Source organism: Pseudomonas sp. I8001 (assembly GCF_013385345.1).
GTDB lineage: Bacteria > Pseudomonadota > Gammaproteobacteria > Pseudomonadales > Pseudomonadaceae > Aquipseudomonas.
In genome coordinates, this window is sequence record NZ_JACAQC010000067.1 from 1 (window position 1) to 7,741 (window position 7,741).

At 65.0% G+C, this 7,741-nt stretch carries 9 protein-coding genes; 3 read left to right on the forward strand and 6 right to left on the reverse strand.

Annotated elements, in window-relative coordinates; all coding sequences use genetic code 11:
- Nucleotides 1–152 precede the first annotated feature (152 nt).
- Genes gspD through gspG form a run of 5 tightly spaced genes read right to left on the reverse strand, consistent with a single transcriptional unit; the run spans nucleotide 153 to nucleotide 5,478 of the window.
- On the reverse strand, nucleotides 153–2,462 hold the full coding sequence (gspD, locus tag HX839_RS31230) for a type II secretion system secretin GspD (RefSeq protein ID WP_177068210.1): 2,310 nt from the start codon (nucleotides 2,460–2,462) through the stop codon (nucleotides 153–155).
- Nucleotides 2,459–2,983, reverse strand: a complete 525-nt coding sequence (gene gspM, locus HX839_RS31235) for a type II secretion system protein GspM (RefSeq protein ID WP_177068211.1) — start codon at nucleotides 2,981–2,983, stop codon at nucleotides 2,459–2,461. Before gspM ends, gspD begins: the two co-directional genes overlap by 4 nt.
- Nucleotides 2,976–4,088, reverse strand: a complete 1,113-nt coding sequence (gene gspL, locus HX839_RS31240) for a type II secretion system protein GspL (protein ID WP_177068212.1) — start codon at nucleotides 4,086–4,088, stop codon at nucleotides 2,976–2,978. The genes gspM and gspL overlap by 8 nt, the downstream gene beginning before the upstream one ends.
- Nucleotides 4,085–5,032 carry a type II secretion system minor pseudopilin GspK gene (gspK, locus tag HX839_RS31245; protein ID WP_177068213.1) on the reverse strand — a complete coding sequence of 316 codons (948 nt, stop codon included), beginning with the start codon at nucleotides 5,030–5,032 and terminating at the stop codon, nucleotides 4,085–4,087. Before gspK ends, gspL begins: the two co-directional genes overlap by 4 nt.
- 8 nt (nucleotides 5,033–5,040) lie before the next feature.
- Nucleotides 5,041–5,478: a type II secretion system major pseudopilin GspG gene (gene gspG / locus HX839_RS31250; protein WP_003218660.1), complete on the reverse strand. Its 438-nt coding sequence runs from the start codon at nucleotides 5,476–5,478 to the stop codon at nucleotides 5,041–5,043.
- A gap of 148 nt (nucleotides 5,479–5,626) precedes the next feature.
- Here gspG and gspI point away from each other — a divergent pair, with 148 nt between their 5' ends.
- Entirely contained in the window at nucleotides 5,627–6,025 is a 399-nt protein-coding gene (gene gspI, locus HX839_RS31255) for a type II secretion system minor pseudopilin GspI (RefSeq protein ID WP_177068214.1), read from the forward strand.
- On the opposite strand, the gene HX839_RS31260 is transcribed toward gspI, so the two are convergent.
- Nucleotides 6,012–6,443, reverse strand: a complete 432-nt coding sequence (locus HX839_RS31260; RefSeq protein ID WP_087695374.1) for a type II secretion system protein N — start codon at nucleotides 6,441–6,443, stop codon at nucleotides 6,012–6,014. The two genes, gspI and HX839_RS31260, sit on opposite strands and share 14 nt — an antisense overlap.
- An 85-nt stretch (nucleotides 6,444–6,528) precedes the next feature.
- On the opposite strand from HX839_RS31260, the gene gspH reads away from it, so the two are divergent.
- Complete coding sequence (gspH, locus tag HX839_RS31265; RefSeq protein ID WP_177068215.1) at nucleotides 6,529–6,981, forward strand: type II secretion system minor pseudopilin GspH; 453 nt, start codon at nucleotides 6,529–6,531, stop codon at nucleotides 6,979–6,981.
- On the forward strand, nucleotides 6,974–7,570 hold the full coding sequence (locus HX839_RS31270) for a type II secretion system protein GspJ (protein ID WP_177068216.1): 597 nt from the start codon (nucleotides 6,974–6,976) through the stop codon (nucleotides 7,568–7,570). The genes gspH and HX839_RS31270 overlap by 8 nt, the downstream gene beginning before the upstream one ends.
- The last annotated feature ends 171 nt before the right edge of the window (nucleotides 7,571–7,741 follow it).

Below are 7,741 nucleotides of genomic sequence, written 5' to 3' on the forward strand. Positions count from 1 at the left end.
AGTGAGGGAACGCCGAGCCACAGCGAGGCGCCGACAGGCGGGGCAGAGCCCTTTGCTTACTTTGGGGCTTTTCCAAAGTGAGCCGCTGTAAGAGCGGAACCATAGGTGGCCGTTACCGCAGCAACGGATATGCCCCCCATCCAAAACCCAAATCACCGCGGCACCGCCCGAATCACCGCCCTAACCCCCTGCCCCCCGGGAATCGCCTTATCCACCGAAGGCAACTGCGGCGCCTGCACATCTGGCATCGCCCAACTATGCTCCGGCTGCAACCCACCCTGGGCCCTGCGCATAAACTCATAGCGATTCAGCGTAATACTGCGCCCCGCCCCACCGTCACGAATAATGTAGGGCCGCAAAAACACCATCAAATTAGTCTTCGTCACACTGCGCTTTTCATTCCTGAACAACGCCCCCAACCCCGGAATATCCGACAACCAGGGCACCGCGTCATTGCTCTGGCTATACCCATCCTGCAACAGCCCGCCAAGTACCATGATCTGCCCGTCATCCAGCAAAATACTCGTATCAATCGCCCGCTTGTTCGTCACCGTCCCGGCATCCACCGAAGCCCGCGTGTCGACGCTGCTGACCTCCTGATAAATATCCAGCTTCACCGTCCCCCCCTCGGAAATCTGCGGCCGCACGTTCAGCTTCAGCCCCACCTCCTCCCGCTGTACCGTCTGGAACGGGTTATTGCTGGTCCCGCCGCCACCGGTCACATAACTGCCCGTGACGAAAGGAATCGTCTGCCCCACAAAAATACTCGCCGCCTCGTTATCCAGGGTCAGCAGGTTCGGCGTCGACAACACATTAGTCCCGCCCTTGCTCTTCAACGCCCGGGCCAACACCTTGAGGTCCAGCACCTTGCCAATCCCCGGAATGTCCACCGAGCCGTTCACCAGCCCGATGTTCAAACCCTTGGGCAACACATCAATGCTGGTCTTGCTGGTGGGGGTTCCATTCAAGCCGCTGCCCCCCAGGTTCACCCCGCCAAAGCCCCCCTTCCCGCCCAGGTTCCCCGCCTGCCACTGCACCCCGAACTCGCTGGCGTCGTCCTCACCCACTTCGACGATCAGGCTCTCGATCACCACCTGGGCGCGACGCTGGTCGAGCATGTCGATCACCTCCCGCAGGTTGCGATACAGCGGGTCCGGCGCCGAGATCAGCAAGGTGTTGGTGGTGGCGTCCGCCTGGATCGTCACGCCACCGGCGCTGAACGCGGTGTTCTGGTCGCTGGGGGAAGAAGCGCCGGTGCTGCTGGTGTCCTGCCCGTAACCACTGGGCTGGACAGTGCCGCTGCCGGTGGGAGTGCCGCTGCTGTTCTGGGTACTGCCCTGGCCACCCTGGGTGTTGCCGCCCATGCTGCTCAACTTGCCGCGGGCATTGTCACTGGTACCGGTGTCGCTCTCACCAGTGAGCAAGCCCCGCAGCGACTGCGCCAACTTGCCGGCCTGGGCGTTGCGCAGGTACACCACGTGCATATTGCTCGGGTTGCTCTGGGCGTTGTCGAGCTTGTAGATCAGGTTGCGCGCCAGTTCCGTGCGCTCCGGGCTGCCGGCGCGGATGATGATGGAGTTGGAGCGCGGGTCGCCGATCACGTTGATCTTCTGGGTCTGGTCGGCGCCCTGGGTTTCGAGGAGTTCCGAGACCATGGCGGCGATGTCCACGGCGATGCCGTTCTGCACCTTCACCACGTCGGTGTCGATGGCGCTCGGGGTGTCGATGCCGTCGATGATCTGTGCCACCCGCGCCAGGTTTTCCGCGTAGTCGGTGATCACGATGCTGTTGTTGCCGGGGTAGGCGTTGATCGGGTTGTTCGGCGACACGATCGGGCGCAGCACCGGGATCAGGTTCACCGCGTTTTCGTATTGCAGGCGGAAGGTGCGGGTCTGCATGCCCTGCCCGCCCGGGTTGGCGCCGCTGTAGATCGGCCCGCCCAGCAGCTTGGCGTCCGCCTCCGGCACCACCTGGGCCACGCCGCCTACGTCGACCACGCTGAAGCCCTGCATACGCAGCGCCGCCAGCAGCATGTCGTAGGCCTGGTGCGCCGGTACCTGGCCTTCGCTGACCAACGTGAGGTTGCCTTTGACACGCGGGTCCACCAGGAATTGCTGGCCGGTGGCGCGGGACAAGGCGCGCACCACCGCCTGGATATCGGCGTCGACAAAGTTCAGTTGTACCGGTTGATCACCCAGCGGGTTGCGCGCCCTGGCCGGTGCGGTGCCATGGCTGCGGGCGCTGTTGGTCACCGGGTGTTGCACCCGGGGTGGCGGCACGGTTTCGCGCTGGCGGTCCAGTGGTGTGTCGCCGCTGCGCCGGGTGTCGGCCAGGGGTTGGCCGAGTTCGCTGTCCACCAGCAACGGCGCGGAGGATTGGGGGTTGCTGCACGCTCCCAGCGCCAACAAGAGCAAAGGGGCGACCTTGCGATAAGGCGCAGCGTTGGGCAATGACCACTTCATGAAGCTTCCTTAGCGCCAGGCGCCTGATCCATGCGAACGGCCCCGGACAAGGTGCCGGCCGAGTTTGAAGGGGTGGCCTCGCCTGCGCGTTGCAGGCGGGCCGCAGAGACTTCCAGGGAGAACGGCCGGGGGTTGGCCAGCAGCCAGTCGATCACCGCGTCCGCCGGGGCGTCGTCGAAGGTCAGGCGCCAGCTGCCGGTGTCCTGCGGCTGCAATTGATAGCGGCCCTGCAGCCCGGCGTTGTCGAGGGACTGGTGCAAGGCGGTTTCCAGGTCACTGCTGCGCGGGGCTGGGGCGACGCCTTGCAGCAGCACCTGCAAGGCCTCGGCCTGGCTGCGCAGTTTCGGAGTTTCGGCTTGCCAGTAGTCGATTTTCTTCAGCGGTGGCTGGATCAACAGCAACCAGGTCAGCAGGCCCGCCAGCACCAGGCCGGCACCTGCCAACAGACGTTTTTCACGCATGGCCAGGCCGTTCCAGAACACCTGGGCCTGGCTGCGCAGACGCTGCCAACGCTTATTCATCTTCGGCCTCATCGTCTGCATCGGCTTCAACGCGCTCGGTGAGCGGGCCGACTGTCCAGCCCTGGTCGTCGCGACTGGCGCTGAACCCGGCCTGGGCCAGCAGCGCCTGCGCGTCAGCGGCCAGCGCAGGGGTCCGGGCGTCCGGCAGCAGGCTCAGCTGCAGGCGGCCTTGCTCGTAGCTCAAGCTCTCGACGCTGCCCGCCATGGACGGCAGGCTGCTGCCCGCCAGCGCCAGCAAGCCGGTAAAGCGCTGCCCAGGTTCGGCCGCCGCGCCGCTCTGGCGTGCGGCCAGTTGCTGACGGGCTTGTTGCAGCGGGTTGAGAATCACCGGCAGTTCGGGGAAGGCCTGGCGTACTTGCTGGCTCATCTGCGCCTTGAGGCGTTGGCCTTCGTCGACCTGGCGGGCGGCGTAGAGGTTCAGGCCCAGGGCCCAGATGGCGACCGCCAGCGCCGTGCAGGCCGCCGCCCTGCCCCAGCCACCGGTGGCCGCCTGCTGGAGCCGACCGTGCAAACCCCAGCCCGGCGCGGTACCGCTCCAACGGGCATCGTCGGCCACATGGAGCACATCGACACCGGTGGCGAGCAGATCATCCAGCGCGGGCTGTCCCAACGGATGCACCGCACCCTGCTGGACACTGAGGCGCAGCAGCAAATGCCCGTCGCTGAATGCCGCGCTCGGTTGCCCGCTGACTGGCAACGCATACGGCGCCGGGTACAGCCCGCGCACTTTGATTTGCAGCTGGGTCGTTATCCGGCCCAGGTGCTCAAGGCTGCTTTTGGGCAACCAGCCGACCTGCACCAGGCCGCTGCTGTCCCGTGGACCGTGGGCCACATGCATCAATTCCAGCGGGCCGAGGATCAGTGCCTGGGCCGCACAGGTCACTGCATCGTCGACCTTGGCGGAGGGCAATTGCGGCAGCTCCAGGCTGGTCAGCAAGCTGTCCCGTGGATGCAGAAAACACTCCGCCTGGGTATTCGCCCATTGCGCCAGGCGGCCCTCGCCCTGCTGGCTGACCTGCCCGGCGCGGTCCAGCCAGGCGAACTGCACCTGGCTCTCGGTGGTGAGTTCATCCAGCGGCGGCAAGCCGATGCGCAAACGCTTCATACGCCCACCCGCGACCAGATCACCTGGGGCTGACGGTCTTGCGGGCGATACAGCAACGCCTCCAGCGTGACCCGACGCTGCTCGCGGCGCGCCTGGCCGTGCACGCGAAACCACTCGCTGGTGATCCCCACCTGCACCGTGTCCACCGCGACTTGTGGCATGCGCAACCGGTTGACGAAATCCCCGCGATTGACAAACCAGCGCCCGCCGTCGCGCTCGGCCACCAGTGCCTGGGCCTGGGACAGGCTGAGCCCCGGCACCACGCTGCTGAGTACCTCGGCGCTGGCGGTATTGCCGTTGACCCAGGTATTGCCGGGCAGCACGCTGACATAGCTCGCCATGCGCCGCAGTTGGCGCGGGTCGAGGCCTTCGATACCGCTGAGGTCGGTGATGCTGCGCAACATCGGGTACTTGGCCGGGATCAATGGCGCGGCGGCACCGGGCGAGGTATCCCGGCTGCTGTTGAAACCGCCGGTGAGTGAGCCGCCGAGCTCGCGCTGGTCGTATGAGTCGATCACCCGCCGGCTGATGCGGCGGCTCACGGCCGGCTCGATGCCGATCAACTGGCACAGGCGTTCGAAGCTCTGCAATTGCACGGCGTCCGGGTGTTGTTGGGTCACCAGGTTGCGCAGGTTGAACTTGCCCTGCTCATCCTCAATCCGCCCCTCGAAAGCACCGCCGAGGGGCCGTGCCCACGGTTGATCGAGCCGGGTCAACACGTCCTGGCGGCGCGCATCCCACAGGAGTTGGCGACTGGTTTCCAGGCCGCCATTCAACAACCATTGGCCCTGGATACGCAGTTGTTCAGCTTCCAGGCTGCGGGTGAACACGGTTTGCCGGGTGAGCATGGCGCCGGCAAGCACCGCGACCACGGCCGCGATCAGCAAGGCACTGATAATCGCCATGCCGCGCTGCTTCGCCGCTGGGGGCGAATGGCTGTTCATCGCCGGCCTTACAACTGCCAGGAGCCGATATCGGCATTCACGCCGTCACCATCAGGTTTCCCGTCGGCGCCGAGGGAGAACACATCCACTTCGCCGTTGGCCCCGGGGTTGAGGTAGTGATACGGGTTGCCCCACGGGTCGTTGGGCAAGCGTTCGAGGTAGGCGCGCCAGTTGCTGTTTTTCGCATCGGCCGGGCGTTCCACCAGCACCTTCAAGCCCTGGTTCATGCTGGGATACGAGCCGTGGTCGAGGCGGTAGAGTTTCAGGGCCTGCATCAGCCCGCCAATGTCCTGCCGGGCCGCTGTGGCCCGCGCCTGGTCGGGGCGGTCGAGCACCTTGGGCACCACCAGCGCCGCCAGAATCCCCAGGATCACCACGACCACCATGATCTCGATCAGGGTGAAACCGCGCTGCCTGCGCGCTGACGTGAAGTGTGCGATATCCATGTCGACATTCCTTGGCTTGAGTGCATTTCGTGGCGCAGTGTTGCAAGAACACATGTCAGTCATGTTGAAAATCCTCGGGAGCTTTGGTCGCCAATCGGTCAACTCCCGGGGCTAGTCTGCGGGCCTGTTTCCCGGTTTTGAGTACGCCATGGGCGGGCCCCGCAACGAGCAAGGTTTCACCCTGATTGAAGTGTTGGTGGCACTGGCGATCATCGCCGTGGCCATGGCGGCGGCGGTACGCGTGGCCGGGCTGATGACCACCAGCAACGGCCTGCTGCGGGACAAGTCGATGGCGCTGCTGGCAGCCCAGGGGCGGATGGCGGAGCTGCGCCTGGAAGGTCGGGTGGGCACCGGGCGCAAGACGTTCGACTGCGACCAGGGCCGGCTGAAACTGCGTTGCGAACAGACCATCAGCAACGGGCCGGATGGGCGCCTGTTCCAGGTCAGCGTGCAGGTGCTGGACGCCACCCGGGAAGCGCCCCCCCTGGCACGCCTGGAGACACTGCTGGGGCGCCCGCCGGTGAAGCGCCCGGTTACTGCCGAATGAGGCTTGGCAACGTCGGCCCGTCGGGCAACTTGTCGAGGGGCACGCGGATTTTTTCCGCGCCGCGCTCGATCTCCACGCTATCGCCTTCAATGGCCGTCAGCCGTACGCCGGGGCTCAGGCGTTCACCCAACAAAAAGCTGCGGGGCGGGCCGTCGTTGAGACTGAGGATCGCCACCGCCCCACGCGCCCCGGCAAGCACCCCGGAGACCTTGATTTGCATCACCGCCGGGGTATTGGAAAACCATTGCACGGCGGGGTTGTCACTGCGAGCCGCCAACGCCTGGGGCGCGGCCTGCGGGGTGTGGGACTCGGCCGACGTGAGCAACAGCGGCGTCCAGGTCGCAACCCCTGCCAGCGCCGCCAGCAACGCCACGGCCTGGACGCCATGGGCGGGTGAAAAACGATGGATGAATGCCATGGGCGGGACCTCCTGTTTGTCCGTCGCCTCAGGCTACAGGGCAATTCACACCTTTTTATTTCAGCGGTTGATCAGGGAGCAAAAAATGAAACAGCAGGGCTTCACGTTGATCGAGTTGATGGTGGTGCTGGTGATCATCGGCATCGCCAGTGCGGCCATCAGCCTGAGCATCAAGCCTGATCCGCTGCACCTGCTGCGCAAGGACGCGGAACGCTTGAGCCAGTTGCTGCAGGTGGCCCAGGCCGAGGCGCGTGCCGATGGCCGGGCGATTACCTGGAAAGCCGATGCCAACGGATTTCGCTTCAGCCGCGTGACCGATGATGGGCTGGGAGTGGAGAACTTCAGCGGCGATCAGCAACTGCGTCCGCGGGCCTGGGACAGTGCGCCGATGCAGGTGCGCATCGAGCCCGGGAAAACATTGGTGCTGGATGCTGAATGGGTGAACCCGCCAGTGCGGGTGGTGCTGTCGGATGGGCAATACAGCCTGAGCCTGCAACGGGATGCGGCGGGGTTGTTGCGGGTGGTGAGTCATGAGTGACCAGAAGGGTTTTACGCTGATCGAGGTGATGGTGGCGATCATGTTGATGGCGGTGGTCAGTGTGATTGCCTGGCGCGGGTTGGACAGCGTGACCCGGGCTGATCAGCATTTGCAGGCCAGCAGTGAGCAGACTGAAGTGTTGTTGCGGGCGCTGAACCAGATGCAGCTGGATGTGAGCTTGCGCGCGGGGGTTGAGTTGGGGCCGCCGATTGGCGAAGACGCGCCGAAGCCTGGCGGGTTGGCGGCGGTGTCGGTGAGGAGTTCGGACAGCAAGGGGTTTCGGCTGGAGGTGATCCGTACGGCTCCGATTCCTGGGGATGGGTTGCAGCGGGTGCGGTGGTGGCTCAAGGGCGACACGCTGTACCGGGCAGCTGCACCGGCGCGGGATCGGTATCCGCTGCCGGCGCCCCGGGATGCGGTGGCGGTGCTTGGGCAGGTCAGGGATTTGCAGGTGCGGGTTTGGGACAAGGGGTGGCGGCAGTTGAGTGGGAATCGGCAGGATGAACCGCTGGGGATCGAGGTGGTTCTGGTGCGGGAGACGGGCCAGGGGGTGGAGCGGTATCGGCAGGTTTTGGGGCCCTTGCGGTAGGGCTTTTTGGGGTGGTGTACATATCCGTTATTTTTGTTATGGCTGATATGGGTTCCGCTCACTTTCGAAAAGCCGGAATGCCGGCCCAGTCAAAAGTAAGCAAAACGCTCTTGCCCCACCACTCGGCTCCTCGCCTAGGCTTGAGTGTTGAAGAGCAAAATCAAAAGCTAC